10 protein-coding genes and 1 pseudogene are annotated in these 17124 nt (G+C 67.6%); 5 read left to right on the forward strand and 6 right to left on the reverse strand.

All coding sequences use genetic code 11. The annotated features are described in order from the left end of the window. Positions 1–2 precede the first annotated feature (2 nt). Positions 3–1616, forward strand: a complete 1614-nt coding sequence (locus tag A5698_RS27210; RefSeq protein ID WP_231967570.1) for a SulP family inorganic anion transporter — start codon at positions 3–5, stop codon at positions 1614–1616. Here A5698_RS27210 and A5698_RS27215 read toward each other — a convergent pair. Continuing rightward, positions 1597–2289 (reverse strand): potassium channel family protein, encoded by a 693-nt coding sequence (locus A5698_RS27215; RefSeq protein ID WP_068303535.1) that lies wholly within the window; start codon positions 2287–2289, stop codon positions 1597–1599. The genes A5698_RS27210 and A5698_RS27215 overlap by 20 nt on opposite strands. Positions 2290–2473: 184 nt before the next feature. Here A5698_RS27215 and A5698_RS27220 point away from each other — a divergent pair, with 184 nt between their 5' ends. Further along, positions 2474–3970 carry a potassium/proton antiporter gene (locus A5698_RS27220; RefSeq protein WP_068303502.1) on the forward strand — a complete coding sequence of 499 codons (1497 nt, stop codon included), beginning with the start codon at positions 2474–2476 and terminating at the stop codon, positions 3968–3970. A 39-nt stretch (positions 3971–4009) separates the two neighbouring features. Beyond that, positions 4010–4858: an LLM class F420-dependent oxidoreductase gene (locus tag A5698_RS27225; protein WP_068303505.1), complete on the forward strand. Its 849-nt coding sequence runs from the start codon at positions 4010–4012 to the stop codon at positions 4856–4858. Positions 4859–5246: 388 nt separating this feature from the next. Here A5698_RS27225 and A5698_RS27230 read toward each other — a convergent pair whose 3' ends face one another. From A5698_RS27230 to A5698_RS27245, 4 genes are all read right to left on the reverse strand, one after another. Further along, positions 5247–6083, reverse strand: a complete 837-nt coding sequence (locus tag A5698_RS27230; RefSeq protein WP_068303511.1) for a polysaccharide deacetylase family protein — start codon at positions 6081–6083, stop codon at positions 5247–5249. A gap of 154 nt (positions 6084–6237) precedes the next feature. Next, on the reverse strand, positions 6238–7704 hold the full coding sequence (locus A5698_RS27235) for a glutamate synthase subunit beta (protein ID WP_068303513.1): 1467 nt from the start codon (positions 7702–7704) through the stop codon (positions 6238–6240). Beyond that, positions 7697–12280: a glutamate synthase large subunit gene (gene gltB, locus A5698_RS27240; RefSeq protein WP_068303515.1), complete on the reverse strand. Its 4584-nt coding sequence runs from the start codon at positions 12278–12280 to the stop codon at positions 7697–7699. Before gltB ends, A5698_RS27235 begins: the two co-directional genes overlap by 8 nt. A 411-nt stretch (positions 12281–12691) precedes the next feature. After that, positions 12692–14776, reverse strand: a complete 2085-nt coding sequence (locus A5698_RS27245; RefSeq protein ID WP_068303517.1) for a heavy metal translocating P-type ATPase — start codon at positions 14774–14776, stop codon at positions 12692–12694. Positions 14777–14829: 53 nt separating this feature from the next. On the opposite strand from A5698_RS27245, the gene A5698_RS27250 reads away from it, so the two are divergent. Both A5698_RS27250 and A5698_RS27255 read left to right on the forward strand, forming a co-directional pair. Then, positions 14830–15642 (forward strand): PaaI family thioesterase, encoded by an 813-nt coding sequence (locus A5698_RS27250; protein WP_068303524.1) that lies wholly within the window; start codon positions 14830–14832, stop codon positions 15640–15642. A 12-nt stretch (positions 15643–15654) separates the two neighbouring features. Further along, the gene (locus A5698_RS27255; protein WP_084792649.1) at positions 15655–17070 is read left to right on the forward strand and encodes a chloride channel protein; all 1416 of its coding nucleotides are present in this window, start codon (positions 15655–15657) and stop codon (positions 17068–17070) included. Here A5698_RS27255 and A5698_RS29925 read toward each other — a convergent pair. Then, positions 17051–17119 (reverse strand): annotated as a pseudogene (locus tag A5698_RS29925) (hypothetical protein); the annotation flags it as partial. The gene A5698_RS27255 and the pseudogene A5698_RS29925 overlap by 20 nt on opposite strands. Positions 17120–17124 lie beyond the last annotated feature (5 nt).

The raw sequence follows: 17124 nt of genomic DNA on the forward strand, positions 1-17124 counted from the left end.
GCTTGCTCCCGAGCCGCGGCGACTACGCCGAACTGCCCCGATCATGGCGGCGCGACGTCGTTGCCGGAATCACGGTCGGCGTCGTCGCCTTACCGCTGGCCCTGGCCTTCGGCATCAGCTCGGGCGTCGGTGCGGCGGCCGGCTTGATCACCGCCGTCGTCGCCGGGTTGGTAGCCGCCGTCTTCGGCGGATCGCACGTGCAGGTGTCCGGCCCTACCGGGGCGATGGCCGTCGTGCTCGCCCCGATCGTGGCTCAGTACGGTCTGGGCAGCGTCGCCCTGGTGACCGTGCTGGCCGGGCTGCTCGTCCTGGCCGCCGGCGTAACCGGTCTTGGCCGCGCGGTCACATTCATCCCCTGGCCCGTGATCGAGGGGTTCACCCTGGGTATCGCCGCCATCATCTTCCTTCAGCAGGTGCCCGCCGCATTCGGCCAAGGCAGCCCGGCCGGCGGTCGCACGCTGTCCGTCGCGTGGAGCGTTGTCAGACAAGCGGATTGGCCGTCGGCCGCGCGGACGTTAGCCGTGGTGGCCGCTGTCGCGGTGCTCATGGTGACGCTGCCGCGCCTGCACCGCAGCATTCCGGAGTCGCTGACGGCCGTGATCGTCGTGACGGTAGCCGTTGTGACCCTTGATATTCCGGTTGCCAGCATCGGCGGGCTACCCTCGCATCTTCCCGCGCCGGTCCTGCCGCAAGTGGACCCAGGCGCGATGCGGACCCTCGTGGGTGCCGCACTGGCGATCGCGGCGCTGGCCGCCATCGAGTCCTTACTGTCGGCGCGAGTAGCCGCGACCATGGCACCGACGGGTCCCTACGATCCCGACCGCGAACTCGTAGGGCAAGGCCTGGCGTCGGTCGCGTCGGGCGCCTTCGGTGGCATGCCCGCGACCGGCGCAATCGCCCGTACAGCGGTCAACGTTCGCTCCGGCGCGCGTACCCGGGTCGCGGCCATCGTGCATTCGCTGGTCCTGCTCGGGGTCGTCTACCTGGCCACCGGACCCGTGTCCGCAATACCGTTGTCCGCCTTGGCCGGCGTGCTGATGGTGACGTCCTTCCGGATGATTTCCGTGTCGACCGTGCGTAAGATCCTGCGCTCGACCCGCTCAGACGCGGCGACGTTCGCGCTCACCGCCACCATCACGGTGTGCTTCGACCTCATCGAGGCCGTACAGATCGGGGTCGTGGTTGCGGCGTTCTTCGCGCTGCGCGGCGTCGCTCGTCGTAGCAGCGTCACCCGAGAGGAGCTCCCAGGCCCCCGCCGGCCCGGCGACGAGCAGATCGCCCTTCTGCGCCTGGACGGAGCGATGTTCTTCGGAGTGGCCGAGCGCATCTCGAACGAGATCACCGATACCGGACAGCCGCGCACCTCGGTGGTGATCATTCGGCTCAGCCAGCTGGGGATGCTCGACGCGACCGGCGCGAACACCTTGGCGCAGATCGCAACTGAGCTGGAGACCCGAGGCATCACGGTGATCATCAAGGGTGTCCGCCCCGAACACATGACCCTGCTCTCCAATGTCGGCGTTTTCGACTCACTCCGCCACGAGAACCACTTGATGGACTCGCTCGACGAGGCGATCGATCATGCTCGAACGCACGTCACCTCTCGGACGCCTTGACGGCCGTTGGATTAATCGCCCCGTGTACCAGCGCAGCGACTTCACCGTACGTCGAGCCGCCGGTGAGAAACAGCATTTCGTCACCGGCTTCGAGCGCATCGTCGGGCTTGGGCAACACGATCCCGCTGTCGCGGATGACGATCGCCAGCGCGGTGTTCTCCAGTAGGGGCAGGTCGCGCATGCGCTGGCCGACCAGTGGATCGCCCTCGGGCAGCGTCAGTTTGGCCAAGCTCACCTGGCCATGGCGCAACTGCATCAACCGCACCACGTGGCCGATGTCGATGGCGCCCTCGATCGCCGCGACCAGCGCGCTCGGCGCGGAGACCGCCACATCGACACCCCATGCCTCGGTGAACAGCCACTCGTTGCGGAGGTCGTTCACCCGAGCCACCACGCGACCGACGCCGAACTCCGTCTTCGCCAACAACGACGCCGTCAGGTTCACCTTGTCGTCGCCGGTGGCCGCGATCACCACGTCACACGTCTGCAGCCCGGACTCCTCCAGCGCCGAGAGTTCGCACGCGTCGGCGAGCAGCCATTCCGCGTCGGGAACCGACTGCGGTTCGTAGTGCCGCACGCTGTGTTCGATCAACAGAACCTTGTGGCCGTAATCGATCAGTTCCTGTGCCACCGACCGGCCGACGGCCCCGGCTCCGGCGATGCCGACCCGCATCATCTGGCGCTCCTCGACACGCTGCAACGCGTCGGGGTGCCGCCATGGGAGCCGTATCACGCACCCATACTGACCCATCGCGGCGGCATTCCGCGCAGCTACCGGGTGAGACTGACGGGCCCAGACCCGTGGTAGGTGTTTTACTGCACCTCACACCACCCATCCGGTCCCGAACGGCGAGGAAATGACCCTGCAGCAGCTGTATCTCGTGCTGCTGCTCGCTGGGGTGGTGCTGCTGGCAAGCATCGTCGCCACCAGGGCCGCCAGCCGCGTCGGCCTGCCCAGCCTGCTGCTCTTCCTCGGGGTCGGCGTCATCGTCGGCGAGGACGGGCTCGGCCTGAGTTTCGACAACTACCTGCTCGCCGATCACCTCGGCACGGTGGCGCTGGCCGTGATCCTCGTCGAGGGCGGTCTGACGACCCGGTTCTCCGACATCCGACGCGTGCTCGCGCCCGCGGGCGCCCTCGCCACGCTCGGGGTCGCGGTCAGCATGATCGTCACCGCCGCGGGTGCGCACCTGCTGCTCGGGATCGACTGGCAGCTGTCGCTGCTGCTCGGCGCAGTCGTCTCCGTCACCGATGCGGCCGCGGTGTTCTCGGTGCTCCGCGTGGTGCCCCTGCCCCGCCGGGTGGCCGGCCTGCTGGAAGCCGAATCCGGCTTCAACGACGCCCCGGCCGTCATCCTCGTCCTGATGTTCAGCGTGGCGCCGCTGGAACTCTCGCCCGTACACGCCGTCACCGAACTGGTCTACGAGCTGGTGGTCGGTGCGGCGATCGGTCTGGGCGTCGGCTTTCTGGGCTCGATCGCGCTGCGTCGCATAGCGCTTCCGGCGTCGGGCCTATACCCCCTGGCCACCTTCGGGCTCGGCATGGTTGCGTTCGCCGCCGCCGGCAGCGCGCACGCCAGCGGATTCCTCGCCGCGTATCTGTCCGCGGTGGTGCTCGCCAACACCGGCCTACCGCACCGGTCGGCCACGCGCTCGTTCGCCGAAGGTCTCGGTTGGCTGGCGCAGATCGGGCTGTTTGTCCTGCTCGGTCTGCTCGTCGATCCCAGCGATCTGGGCGTCGAGGTGGTTCCCGGCATCGTCACGGGCCTGGTGCTGTTGCTCGTTGCGCGTCCGCTGTCGGTGTTCTTGTCCCTCGTTTGGTTCCGAATACCCTGGCGCGAGCAGGTTTTCGTGTCGTGGGCCGGTCTGCGCGGCGCCGTTCCGATCGTGTTGGCGACATTCCCGATCGTCGGTGGTGTGCCCGACAGTGTCCGGCTGCTCAACATCGTGTTCATCCTCGTGGTGGTGTTCACGCTGGTGCAGGGCCCGAGCCTGCGCTTCGTCGCGCACCGGTTGGGATTGATCCCGAAGGAGGCGACGCGCGAGATTCACGTCGAGTCGGCTCCCCTCGATGTGCTGGACGCCGAACTGCTGACCATGACGGTGGAGGCGCCGTCGCGGTTGCACGGTGTTACCGTGCTGGAATTGCGCCTGCCCGATCCGAGCGTGATCACGCTGATCATCCGCAACGGCAGAACCTTCGTTCCGCAGCCCGACACCCGGATCTCGATCGGCGACGAACTTCTGATCGTCACCACCACCAAGACGCGCGCGATCGCCGAGCGCCGGCTGCGCGCGGTGAGCCGCCGCGGCAAGCTCGCCTACTGGTTCGATGAATTCGGTGAGGCCGAGTAGACAGGCGGCTCCCAGCCGGACCGGACTAATCTCGATTCAGTGAGATTCGCTTTCAAGACGTCCCCGCAGAACACGACCTGGGCCGACATGCTGGCGCTGTGGAAGGCCGCCGACCAGATCGACGTGTTCGAATCCGGCTGGACGTTCGACCACTTCTATCCGATCTTCTCCGACCCGACCGGCCCGTGCCTGGAGGGTTGGGTGACGCTGACCGCGCTCGCGCAGGCGACCGAGCGTTTGCGCGTCGGCGTGCTGGTGACCGGCATTCACTACCGACACCCCGCGGTCCTCGCGAATATGGCCGCCGCACTGGACATCGTGTCCAACGGCCGGCTGGAGCTCGGCATCGGCGCGGGCTGGAACGAGGAGGAGTCCGGGGCGTATGGCATCGAGCTGGGTTCGATCAGGGAACGGTTCGACCGGTTCGAGGAGGCGTGCGAGATCATCACGAGCCTGCTGAGCCAGGAGACGACGTCGTTCGACGGCAAGTTCTTCCAGCTCAAGGACGCCCGCAACGAGCCGAAGGGTCCGCAGCGCCCGCACCCGCCGATCTGCATCGGCGGCAGTGGCGAGAAGCGCACGCTGAGGATCACCGCCAGGTACGCCCAGCACTGGAACTTCGTCGGTGGAACGCCGGAGGAATTCGCCCGCAAACGCGATGTGCTGGCCGGCCACTGTGCCGACATCGGGCGGGACCCGAAGGAAATCATGCTGTCGGCGCACGTCCGGCTGGACCCTGACCACAACTACGCCAAAGCCGTCGAGGAGGCCGCGGCCCTCGGGGAGGAGGGACTGGATCTGGCCATCATCTACCTGCCGCCGCCACACGATCCCGCGGTGCTCGAACCGCTAGCCGATGCGATCGTGGGCTCAGGTCTACGAAGTTAGCCGCCGTTTCTGACGATCACGAAGATATAACGATTTGGCAAACGCCGATCGGGAGCGACTCGGGGGGAGGAAATCCACCCCGTCCAGTTCGCTAGACGCCGTACAGGCGGAGTTCGTCGGCGGTGATGAGGCGCTCGGCCTTGGCCGGAAATTCGCGGCTCTTCAGGGGATGACGTAGGAGTGACCAGGCGATTCGGCTCACCCGAGACCGGGATAGCGGGTTGACATACACGGAACTGACTCCTGTGTCGAAACCGATAGCTGACCGGGGGCTAACCTTACCTCAGTGCCCTCATGAAGTCATTAGAACCCCACCCCCGGGCAAACTGTGGTAGGCGCGCCGATGAATAGTCGGATGTTTTTAGAGTTGCTGGAGTGACAGATGTGACTACGACTGGGGGCGAATAAACACGTCGTCGAGCGTCACGGTCCGCAGCCTGCGCGCCTCGAGAATGTCGATCAACTGTCCGAAGACCTCGGTCACCGGTGGGTGGTTGAGGTGGCCGATGACGATCTTCTGCGGGGTGAAGTGTTCGTCGGCCATACGCACGACCTCGGCCGGTGGAATCCACTCGTGGTCCTCCAGCGTGCCCGACCACAACGTCTCGACGGTGTAGCCGAGGTCGTTCGACACCTTGTCGACGTGCGGGCTGGTCGCGCCGTAGGGCGGGCGGAAGTACGGTCGTGCGTCGACTCCGTATGTCTTCCAGAGGAATTCGTGGTTGCGTCGCAACTGCTCGGCCACGTCGGCCAGGGGCAGCTTGGTGAGGTCCGGGTGCGACCAGGTGTGGTTGGCCAGCTGGATCTGGCCGTCGTCGACCAGCGGCCGCAGCAGGTCGGCATGGTCGGTCCAGGAGCGGTAGACGCCGTTGACGAAGTACGTCAGCCGTATCCCGGTGTCCTTGGCGAACTGTGTGTAAGCGCGCACCACGTCACTGCTCACACCGTCGTCGACGGTCAGCGCGAGGAGGTCACCGTCGCCGGGCAAAATGCTCAGCACCCCGTCGCCGGGCAACGCGACCCGCGCCGACTTCGGCGGCGGCGGCAACAAGCCGACGGGATCGGGTGTCTCGGCCGCCACGCCGGTCACCTGCGGCTGGCCGTCCGTGGTGCAACGGCTCAGTCCTACGGCGCCGACGGTGGCGATCGACAGAGCCGCGATGAAGTTGCGCCGGTTGAGCTCGAGCCCGGCGCGGACAGTTCGGTAGCGGCCGATCACCGCCATTACTGTCGCGCGTCGCAGCGCGAATTCCGTCCATTGCGCCGCGTGTCGCGGCCGGCTGTCAGCGCTGCCTTCTGCTCTTCGCGCGAGCGCTCATCGCTGCAGTCTGCTCTTCGCGCGAGCGCTCATCGCTGCAGTCTGCTCTTCGCGCGAGCGCTCAGCGCTGCGGAACGGCGGTCGGCTTGATCGGCGCCGGAAGCGCGGAGTGCCCCATCAGGTAACGATCGACCCCGGCCGCGGCAGCGCGGCCCTCGGCGATGGCCCACACGATCAGCGACTGCCCGCGCCCCATGTCGCCTGCGACGAACACTCCGGGCACCGATGACGCGAAGTCCGCGTCGCGGCTGACGTTGCCCCGTTCGTTGATGTCGACGCCGAGGTCGGTGAGCAGGCCTTCCCGCTCCGGCCCGGTGAAACCCATCGCGAGCAACACGAGATCGGTCTGCAGCTCGAACTCGGTGCCCTCGATCTTCTCGAACTTGCCGGCCTTCATCTCGACCTCGTGGCCGCGCAGGCCGGTGACGTGCCCGTCCTGGCCCACGAACTCCTCGGTGTTGACCGAGTAGACGCGCTCGCCTCCCTCTTCATGCGCTGAGGACACCCGGAACATCAACGGGTAGACCGGCCACGGCGTCGAGTCGGCACGCGTCTCCGGCGGTCGCGGCATGATCTCGAACTGGTGCACGCTGGCCGCGCCCTGGCGGTGTGCGGTGCCCAGACAGTCGGCGCCGGTGTCGCCGCCGCCGATGATGACGACCTTCTTGTCCTTGGCGTGGATCGGCGGCAGACCGTTTTCGTCGGTGACGGGGTCGCCGAGCTGCACCCGGTTGGCCCACGGCAGGTACTCCATCGCCTGGTGGATGCCGTCGAGTTCGCGGCCCGGGATCGGCAGGTCGCGTCGCGCCGTCGCGCCGCCTGCGAGAACTACCGCGTCGAACTCCTTGCGCAGCTCCTGCGCGGTGATGTCGACGCCGACGTTGACACCGGTGCGGAACTCGGTGCCCTCGGCCGCCATCTGCTCCAGGCGACGGTCGATGTGGCGCTTCTCCATCTTGAATTCGGGGATGCCGTAGCGCAGCAGGCCGCCGATGCGGTCGTCGCGCTCGAACAGCGTGACGGTGTGCCCGGCGCGGGTGAGCTGCTGAGCGGCGGCCAAACCGGCGGGACCGGAGCCGACGACGGCGACCTTCTTGCCGGTCTTGACCTCTGGCGGCAGCGGCGTGACCCAACCCTCGTCGAAGGCCTTGTCGATGATCTCGACCTCGATCTGCTTGATCGTGACCGGATCCTGGTTGATGCCGAGTACGCACGACCCCTCACACGGCGCCGGGCACAGCCGGCCGGTGAACTCGGGGAAGTTGTTGGTCGCGTGCAGCCGCTCGATCGCGTCGCGCCAGCGGTCGCCGCGCACCAGGTCGTTCCACTCGGGGATCAGGTTCCCCAGCGGACAGCCGTTGTGGCAGAACGGAATCCCGCAATCCATGCAGCGGGTCGCCTGCTCGCGCAGGGTGTCGTGAGAGAAGTCCTCGTAGACCTCTTTCCAGTCGCGCAGCCGAATCGGCACGGGTCGCCGTTGTGGCGTCTCGCGCTGGGTGTACTTGAGGAAACCGCGGGGATCAGCCACTGGCGGCCGCCATGATCGCCTCATCGACGTTCGCGCCGGTCCGTTCGGCTTCCGCGATCGCCTCGAGCACCCGCTTGAAGTCGCGGGGCATCACCTTGGTGAAGTGCTTCACGTTGTTGTCCCAGTCGTTGAGGATCCGTGCTCCGACAGCCGAATCGGTGGCGTCGACATGGGCCCGGATCATGCCCGCGAGCCAGTCGAGGTCCTCCTCGTCGAGGCCCTCCAGTTCCACCATCTCGGCGTTGAGGTTGCCCGGCAGCGCGCCGTCGGGGTCGTAGACGTAGGCGATGCCGCCCGACATACCCGCGGCGAAGTTACGCCCCGTCGGTCCGAGGATCGCGATTTTGCCGCCGGTCATGTATTCGCAGCCGTGGTCGCCCACGCCTTCGACGACGGCGTGCGCACCGGAGTTGCGCACCGCGAACCGTTCGCCGACCTGACCGCGGATGAACACCTCGCCGCTGGTCGCGCCGAACAGGATCACGTTGCCGGCGATGATGTTGTTCTCGGCGACGTAGTCTTCGGGCGCGTCGTCCGACGGGCGCACGACGATTCGTCCACCCGAAAGGCCCTTGCCGACATAGTCGTTGGCGTCGCCGTAGACCCGCAGCGTCACACCCTTCGGGACGAACGCCCCGAAGCTGTTACCCGCCGAGCCGTCGAAGGTGATGTCGATGGTCCCGTCCGGAAGGCCTTGCCCACCATAGGCCTTGGTGACCTCGTGGCCGAGCATCGTGCCGACGGTCCGGTTGACGTTGGCGATCGTGGTGGAGAACCGCACCGGCGTCTGGGAGTCCAGCGCCTCGCGGCACATCACGATCAGCTGCTGGTCGAGCGCCTTGTCGAGGCCGTGGTCCTGACGCGAACTGCAGTACAGGTCCTGGTTCATGAACGCCGACTCGGGCTCGTGCAGCACGGGTGCGAGATCGAGCTTGTAGGCCTTCCAGTGCTCGGCGGCCTTCGTGGTGTCGAGCGCGCCGACCTGGCCGACCATCTCGTTTACCGTGCGGAAGCCCAACTGGGCCATCATCTCCCGAACCTCTTCGGCGATGAACATGAAGAAGTTCTCGACGAATTCGGGCTTACCGGTGAACCGCTCGCGCAGCACCGGGTTCTGGGTCGCCACACCGACCGGGCAGGTGTCCAGATGGCAGACGCGCATCATGATGCAGCCCGAGACCACCAACGGCGCGGTGGCGAAGCCGAACTCCTCGGCACCCAGCAGCGCGGCGACCACGACGTCGCGGCCGGTCTTGAGCTGACCGTCGACCTGAACGACGATGCGGTCGCGAAGACCGTTGAGCAGCAACGTCTGCTGGGTCTCGGCCAGGCCGAGCTCCCACGGCGCGCCGGCGTGCTTCATCGACGTCATGGGCGTCGCGCCCGTGCCGCCGTCGTGGCCGGAGATGAGCACGACGTCGGCGTGTGCCTTCGACACCCCGGCGGCGACCGTTCCGACCCCGTTCTCGGACACGAGCTTGACGTGCACGCGCGCCTGCGGGTTGGCGTTCTTCAGGTCGTGAATCAGCTGCGCGAGATCCTCGATCGAGTAGATGTCGTGGTGCGGCGGCGGGGAGATCAAGCCGACGCCGGGCGTCGAGTGCCGCACCTCGGCGACCCACGGGTACACCTTGCCGCCCGGAAGCTGACCGCCCTCACCGGGTTTCGCGCCCTGGGCCATCTTGATCTGGATGTCGGTGCAGTTGCTCAGGTAGTGGCTGGTCACGCCGAAGCGGCCCGAGGCCACCTGCTTGATCGCGCTGCGGCGCCAGTCGCCGTTCTCGTCGCGCTCGAAGCGTTGGACCGCCTCGCCGCCCTCACCCGAGTTCGACCGGCCACCAAGGCGATTCATCGCGATGGCCAGTGTCTCGTGCGCCTCGGCAGAGATCGAGCCGTAGCTCATCGCACCGGTCGAGAACCGCTTCACGATCTCGCTCGCCGGCTCCACCTCCTCGATCGGGACCGGCGGGCGCAGCCCCTCGCGAAACTTGAGAAGCCCGCGCAGCGAGGCCATCCGCTCGCTCTGGTCGTCGACGAGCTTGGTGTACTCCTTGAAGATGTCGTACTGACCCGTGCGGGTGGAGTGCTGCAGCTTGAACACCGTGTCCGGGTTGAACAGGTGGTACTCACCCTCACGGCGCCACTGGTATTCACCCCCGACCTCGAGCTCGCGGTGCGCCCACTCGTCGGGGCGGTCGAGGTAGGCCAGCGAGTGCCGGGTCGCGACATCGTCGGCGATGTCCTCGAGCTCGATGCCGCCTACGGGACAGCGCAACCCGGTGAAGTACTCGTCGAGCACCTTCTGGCTGATGCCGATGGCCTGGAAGAGCTGCGCGCCTGTGTAGGACGCCAGCGTCGAGATGCCCATCTTGGACATCACCTTCAGCACGCCCTTGCCGGCGGCCTTGACGTAGTTGGCCTTGGCCTGGTCGCTGGAGATACCGGTGATCACGCCGCGGTCGACCATGTCCTCGATCGACTCGAACGCCATGTACGGGTTGATCGCGGCCGCGCCGAAGCCGACCAGGCACGCCATGTGGTGCACCTCGCGGGCGTCCCCGGCCTCGACGACAAGCCCGACCTTGGTGCGGGTGCGTTCCCGGACCAGATGGTGGTGCACCGCCGAAACCGACAGCAGCGACGGGATCGGTGCCATCTGCTCGTTGGATTCGCGGTCGGAGAGCACGATGATTCGCGCGCCCTCGCGGATCGCCTCGGACACCTTCGCGCGCACGTTGTCGAGCGCTTCCTTCAGGCCCTGCCCACCGCGGTTGACCGGGTACAGGCAGCGGATCACCGCGGCGCGCATACCGTGCTTGTGCCCGCGGATCTCGTGGTCGGGATCGACGCACATCAGCTTCGACAGTTCGGCGTTGCGCAGGATCGGCTGCGGCAACACGATCTGACGGCACGACTCGGCGTTCGGATTGAGCAGGTCGCCCTCGGGGCCGACCGTGCCCTGCAGGCTGGTCACCACCTCTTCGCGGATGGCATCCAGCGGCGGGTTCGTCACCTGGGCGAACAGCTGCTGGAAGTAGTCGTAGAGCATCCGGGGACGCTGGGAGAGCACCGCGATCGGGGTGTCGGTGCCCATCGAACCGAGCGGTTCGGCGCCGGTGCGCGCCATCGGCGCCACCAGCAGGTTGAGCTCCTCGTAGGTGAAGCCGAAGATCTGCTGGCGCAACACCACCCGGTGGTGGGGCATGCGCACGTAGTCGCCGGGCGGGAGCTCGTCGAGGTGGAACAGGCCCGCGTCGAGCCACTCCCGGTAGGGCTGTTCGGCGGCGAGTTCAGCCTTGATCTCCTCGTCCTCGACGATGCGGCCCTTGGAGGTGTCGACCAGGAACATGCGGCCCGGCTGCAGGCGCATCCTCTTGACGACGGTCGACGGGTCGAGGTCGAGCACGCCGGCCTCCGACGCCATGACCACCAGACCGTCCCTGGTCACCCAGATGCGTGACGGCCGAAGGCCGTTGCGGTCGAGCACCGCGCCGATCACGGTGCCATCGGTGAATGTCATCGACGCGGGGCCGTCCCACGGCTCCATCAGCGAGGCGTGGTACTCGTAGAACGCCCTGCGCGCCGGGTCCATCGACTCGTTGCGCTCCCACGCCTCGGGGATCATCATCAGCACCGCGTGCGGCAGGCTGCGCCCGCCCAGGTGCAGGAGTTCGAGCACCTCGTCGAACCGCGCGGTGTCCGACGCCCCGGGGGTACAGACCGGGGTGATCTTGTCGAGGTCCTGGTCCGTGCCGAACACATCGGTCTTGATGAGCGCCTCGCGTGCGCGCATCCAGTTCTCGTTGCCGGTGACGGTGTTGATCTCGCCGTTGTGGGCGATGCGGCGGAACGGGTGGGCCAGCGGCCACGACGGGAACGTGTTGGTCGAGAAGCGCGAGTGCACGATGCCCAGCGCGCTGGTCAGCCGGTCGTCCTGCAGGTCGAGGTAGAACGCCTTGAGCTGCGGGGTGGTCAGCATGCCCTTGTAGACGAAGGTCTGCCCGGAAAGGCTTGGGAAGTAGACGGTTTCACGTCCCGGACCATCCTGGCCCGGCCCCTTGGTGCCCAATTCGTGTTCGGCGCGCTTGCGCACCACGTACGCGCGGCGCTCCAGGTCCATGCCTGATGCGCCGCCGAGGAACACCTGCCGGAACGTCGGCATCGCGTCGCGCGCCAACGCGCCCAGCGCCGAATCGTCGATCGGGACCTCGCGCCAACCGAGCACCTCGAGGCCCTCGGCCTCGGCGATCTTCTCGACGGCCTCGCACGCGGTCGCCGCGTCCTTGGACGACTGCGGCAGGAACGCGATACCGGTGGCGTAGCTACCGGCTTCCGGGAGGTCGAACTCGACCACCGCACGCAGGAAATCGTCGGGGACCTGCAGCATGATGCCCGCACCGTCGCCGGTGTTCGGTTCCGCACCCTGCGCGCCGCGATGCTCCAGGTTCACCAGAGCGGTTATCGCTTTGTCGACGATGTCGCGACTGCGCCGGCCGTGCATATCGGCCACCATCGCGACGCCGCACGCGTCGTGCTCGAACGCGGGGTTGTACAGCCCTTGCTTCCTGGGCGTCATTCCCACCTATCCTTTTCCGCACGTCTTACGAAGCTTCTGCCTGACAGCCGAAGACAACGGCAACTCGCCGGTCCGGCTATGGAGTGCCTTCGTGCAGCATCGAACGCCGGCCTTTTTCCACTTGCCTCGAGTGGAGAAAACGATATGACAAACACGGGGTGACATGCCAACTTAGTAGAGCCTAACTAGGCTGCCGGGACGGTGTGGTCGGCGCGCCGGCCACCGCCCCTTCGGATACCGGAAATCACTGTCGCCCTGGGTTTTTCAAGGCATTCACGGGTCCTCCAGCGGGGTGCGGTATACATCACACTTCCCTCCCGACGCCGAACGGCGTTTGCTGAAGTGCGCCTAACTGCGCTGTTGCCAGCTTAGGCCCGCATTCTGAAGTTTGCGAAAAGCCTAGCCAGATTCTTAGGAAATCGCCTTCAGGCTGGCCTCGGGGCGCAGGTCGAGTCGCCGCAGCAACTGGGCGTTCAGCGCCACCACCACCGTCGACGCCGACATCAAGATCGCGCCGACGGACATCGGCATCACGAACCCGACCGGGGCGAGCACACCCGCGGCGAGCGGCACCGACACCAGGTTGTATCCCGCTGCCCACCAAAGGTTTTGCTTCATCTTGCGGTACGCCGCCCGCGACAGCAGCAGCACGGACAACACCGAGCGCGGGTCCGAGCCGGCCAGGATCACCCCGGCCGAAGCGATCGCGACGTCGGTGCCCGCGCCGATCGCGATGCCGACATCGGCCGCAGCGAGCGCCGGGGCGTCGTTGACGCCGTCCCCCACCATTGCGACCTTGCGGCCCTCCCGCTGAAGTTCGGCCACCTTCGCCGCCTTGTCCTCCGGCCGGACCCCGGCGAAAACCCGCTCGATTCCCAGGTCGGCGGCGACCGACCGCGCTACGGCCTCCGCATCGCCGGTGATCATCACCACTTCGACGCCCTGTCCCCGCAGCGCCGCGACCGCCTCCCGGGACTCCGGTCGCACCTCGTCGGCCAGCTTGAGCGCGCCCACCGCCTCGCCGTCGACGGCGACGTGCAGGATGATCGCCCCCTCGTCGCGCCACTGACCGGTCTCGGGCAGGTCGGTCAGGCCCGCCGCCGCCAGCATCCGCGGCCCGCCGACCTGCACGACGCGACCGTCGACCGTGGCCTTGACCCCGACGGCAGGCGACGAGCTGAAGTCCGTAGCCGGTGGCAGGCGCAGCGACTGAGCGCCCGCAGCCGCGACGATCGCGCGGGCGAGCGGATGCTCAGAGTCGGCTTCGGCCGCCGCCGCCCACGTCAGCACGTCCTCGGTGGACCGGCCGCCCGCGGTCGCGACGGCCGTGACCGTCGGCTCTCCCTTGGTCAGGGTGCCCGTCTTGTCGAACAGCACGGCGTCGACGGTCCGCATGCTCTCCAGCGCCAACCGGTCCTTGACCAGCACGCCCACGCGCGCGGCACGTTCGGTGGCGATCGACACCACCAGCGGTATCGCCAGGCCCAACGCGTGCGGGCAGGCGATCACCAGAACGGTGATGGTCCGCACGACGGCCTCGGCGGGCAGGCCGACGAACGACCACACCACCGCCGTGACGATCGCCGCCGACAGCGCGAACCAGAACAACCACCCGGCCGCCTTGTCGGCGAGGCGCTGCGCCCGCGACGACGAGTTCTGCGCCTCGGACACCAATCGCTGGATACCGGCCAGCGTCGTATCGTCACCGACCGCGGTGACCTCCACCCGGAGCGCCGAGTCGGTGGCAACTGTGCCCGCGACGACGTGGTCGCCGACCTCGCGGCGCACCGGGCGCGATTCCCCGGTGACCATCGACTCGTCGACGTCAGCGGCGCCGTCGACGATCTGCCCGTCGGCGGGGATGTTGCCGCCGGGACGCACCAGCACCACGTCGCCGACGCGCAATTCGGCCGGTGCGACGGTCTCGGTGCCGCCGTCGACGACGCGTTCGGCCTCGTCGGGCAGCAGCGCCGCCAGGGAGTCGAGTGCCGACGTGGTCTGCGCCAGCGAGCGCATCTCGATCCAGTGACCCAGCAGCATGATCACGATCAGCAGCGCCAGTTCCCACCAGAAGTCGAGCCCGTGGGGCAGAACGCCGAGGCTGGCGCCCAACGACGCGAGGTAGGCCACCGTGATCGCCAGACCGATCAGCAGCATCATTCCCGGTGCGCGGGAACGGATTTCACTGACCGCCCCGGTCAGGAACGGCCGGCCACCCCACACGTACATCACGGTGCCCAGCACCGGCGACACCCATCCGACGCCGGGGATGTCGGGCAGTGAGTAGCCGAGGATCATCGCGAACATCCCCGAAAGCGCGACCGTCGGGACGGCCAGCACGAGCATGCCCCAGAACAGGCGGCGGAACTCGGCCACGTGGCCGGAATGGTCGTGCCCACCTGAATGGCCGCCCGCCTGGCGATGGTCGTGCCCGGAATGACCGGCCGTCGCGTCCGGAGGGTGTGCGCCATGCTCGACGTGCGTCATGGCGGTCATATTATACCCCCTAGGGGTATATGGCCACCGCCTGTCGGTCACGCTGTATCCCGATGTCGCATCCACTGAACTCCCCGTTGGGCCGGTTCGGCATCGTGACGTCCGTAGACGAACCGGGACGGTGCGTGGCATCGATTCCGGTGGGCGGAATGGTGAACCCGCTGACCGGAACGCCCACCATCGCGCCCATGGCGATGCTGGTCGACCACGCGTGCGGTCTGGTCAACCATCGACGCCGGGCCGACGACGAGTGGACGGTGTCCAGCGAGTTGTCCCTGGAGGCCGATCCGGCGTCCGCCGAAATCATCGCGCGCGCACCGGATGTGCCGGTGATCGCGGTCGCGCGGCCGTTCGGCGCCAAGAGCGACGTGGCGTTGGCGACGTGTGAACTGTCGCACCGCGACACCGTGCTGGCCACCGCCACCGTGCGCTCCTTCTACATCCCGTCGCCCGACATCCCGCCGTTCCCCGAGGGCGTGGTGGGGCCGCTTCCGACGGGAACGCTTGCGAAACGGATGTCGGTGCGGGTCGCCGAGAGCGGCGGTGCGGGACAGGTTCTGTTGCAGGACGAGGACACCGTACTGAACAACCAGATCGGCATCGTGCACGGCGGGGTGAGCGCGATGGCACTGGAGCTGGTGGGTTCCGCGGCGCTGAACACCGACGGTTCCGATCGACCGCTTCGCACGTCTTCCCTGAGGGTCAATTTCATGCGGCCCTTCCACAGCGGGGCCGAATCCCGTTATGTCGGTACAGCTTTACGAATTGGTCGCAGGACGGGCGTCGCGGAGGCGCAAGCCGTCGGAACCGGCGGCAGCGCGGCGCTCATCGCGAGACTGACCGCATACCGCGTAGATTCGCGCTAGCATCTGGAGACCATGGCCGAGACCCGTGAAACCGGCGGCGGCCTCGGCGGTTTCATCCGTCGATCCGGTTACATCCGTAAGTGGCTGATTCTCGGCATCGCGATCGGCGTCATCGCCGGCCTCGGCGCGGTGGTGTTCTATCTGGCGCTCGACTACGCCGGCAACTTCCTTCTCGGTGATCTGGCCGGTTACCGCATCCCCAAACCCGACGGCGACGGCGGTGACCCCGGTTCGGCCGGCTTCGAGCGTCCGTGGGCCATCCCACTGGTGGCAGGCGGCGGTGCGCTCGTATCGGCGTTGCTGGTCGCGAAGTTCGCGCCGGAGGCCGAAGGACACGGCACCGACAGTGCGATCGAGGCCGTGCACACCGACCCCCGCGCCATCCGCGGGCGCGCGATCGTCGTCAAGACCATCGCCAGCGCCTTGACCATCGGATCGGGCGGGTCCGGTGGCCGCGAGGGGCCCGCGGCGCAGATCTCGGCGGGCTTCGGATCCCTGTTGACCAAGTGGCTGAACCTGTCCGACGACGACGGGCGGATCGCGGTGTCGCTGGGCATCGGCTCGGGCATCGGGGCCATCTTCGGCGCTCCGCTGGGCGGTGCCGTACTGGCGGCGTCGATCGTGTACCGCCGGGACTTCGACTATCAGGCGCTGATACCGGGTTTCATCACCTCGGCCACCGCCTACTCGGTGCTGGGTTCGATCCTCGGCTTCGACCCGCTGTTCGGATTCGTCGCGGCCGACTACCGGTTCCACAGCCCGCTCGATCTGAGCTGGTTCATCGTGCTCGGCATCATCGCGGCCGGCATCGGATACCTCTACGCCCGCATCTTCTACGGCACCGTCGCACTGACCGCGCGACTGCCCGGCCACAAGGTGCTCAAGCCCGCACTGGGCAGCTTGGCCGTCGGGTTGCTGGGATTGCTCATTCCGCAGGTGTTGGCCAGCGGTTACGGCTGGGCACAGAAGGCCACGGCGACCGAGACGTTGATGGAGATACCGCTCTGGATCGTGCTGATCCTGCCGCTGGCCAAGATCGTGGCGACGTCGCTGTCCATCGGCACCGGCGGGTCCGGCGGCATCTTCGGGCCCGGCGTGGTGGTCGGCGCGTTCCTCGGTGCCGCGCTGTGGCGGCTCGGCGATCTCGTCGGCGCGCCGGGAATCCCCGACAGCCCCGCCACCTTCGTCGTCGTCGGCATGATGGCGTGCTTCGGCAGCGTCGCGCACGCGCCGCTGGCCGTGATGATCATGGTGGCGGAGATGACCGGCGCGCTGTGGCGTCGCGCTCGGCGCGGGCGGCGTCCCTGTCGAGCCGCTGCGCTTGGTAGATCGACACGTCGGTGCGCGACACCAACATGTAGGCGATCCCGACCGCGACCATCGCGCACGGGATCACCGAGAACGAGCCGGTCATCTCCGCCACCATGATCATCACGGCCAGCGGCGCGTGCGCGACGCTGCCGAAGCACGCCATCATGCCGA

It is taken from the genome of Mycobacterium sp. E136, assembly GCF_001666865.1.
Taxonomy (GTDB): Bacteria; Actinomycetota; Actinomycetes; order Mycobacteriales; family Mycobacteriaceae; genus Mycobacterium.

Bases quoted from the DNA above. Each gene is read 5' to 3' on its own strand.
- gltB (WP_068303515.1), bottom strand. From the start codon at position 12,280: ATGACGCCCAGGAAGCAAGGGCTGTACAACCCCGCGTTCGAGCACGAC.
- A5698_RS27230 (WP_068303511.1), bottom strand. From the start codon at position 6,083: ATGGCGGTGATCGGCCGCTACCGAACTGTCCGCGCCGGGCTCGAGCTC.
- A5698_RS27220 (WP_068303502.1), top strand. From the start codon at position 2,474: ATGACCCTGCAGCAGCTGTATCTCGTGCTGCTGCTCGCTGGGGTGGTG.
- A5698_RS27255 (WP_084792649.1), top strand. From the start codon at position 15,655: ATGGCCGAGACCCGTGAAACCGGCGGCGGCCTCGGCGGTTTCATCCGT.
- A5698_RS27250 (WP_068303524.1), top strand. From the start codon at position 14,830: ATGTCGCATCCACTGAACTCCCCGTTGGGCCGGTTCGGCATCGTGACG.
- A5698_RS27215 (WP_068303535.1), bottom strand. From the start codon at position 2,289: ATGCGGGTCGGCATCGCCGGAGCCGGGGCCGTCGGCCGGTCGGTGGCA.
- A5698_RS27245 (WP_068303517.1), bottom strand. From the start codon at position 14,776: ATGACCGCCATGACGCACGTCGAGCATGGCGCACACCCTCCGGACGCG.